This window comes from Virgibacillus sp. M23 (assembly GCF_034190895.1).
In the GTDB taxonomy this organism is placed as follows: domain Bacteria; phylum Bacillota; class Bacilli; order Bacillales; family Amphibacillaceae; genus Virgibacillus; species Virgibacillus salarius.
The window spans coordinates 1-336 of the sequence record NZ_JAWDHA010000399.1 but is presented as its reverse complement, the minus strand read 5'-3'; the positions used below and the strand labels follow the sequence as shown (position 1 = coordinate 336).

At 37.8% G+C, this 336-nt stretch carries 1 pseudogene; it reads right to left on the bottom strand.

Features of this window, described 5'->3' with window-relative positions:
* Positions 1–53: 53 nt before the first annotated feature.
* A pseudogene (locus RVS70_RS23195) lies at positions 54–209 on the bottom strand (zinc ribbon domain-containing protein); the annotation flags it as partial.
* Between the last annotated feature and the right edge of the window lie 127 nt (positions 210–336).

Below are 336 nucleotides of genomic sequence, written 5' to 3'. Positions count from 1 at the left end.
AGCTGACGAACTGGACCAAGCTAACCCTCTTGTTCCAAGAGTTTATATTTTCATTAGGCACTTGCTAATAAGCGAATGCCTTCTTTTTTGATATGGAGAGCTGAATTATAATCTCTATCGAGATTTAGCCCACACGAACAAGCGTATGTTCTAATTTCTATAAGCATTGGTTGGGTATTTCCCCAACTTGAACACGTTTTGGTAGATGGTGTGACCGTCAAGTAAAATGACACAATTTCTGCTTATTAATTTGAAACACTTTGCTGCCCAAATATGGTTTTTCGATGCTTCATTCGCCAACTGTCTTCATTTAAATGAATAATTTCCACTCGATGC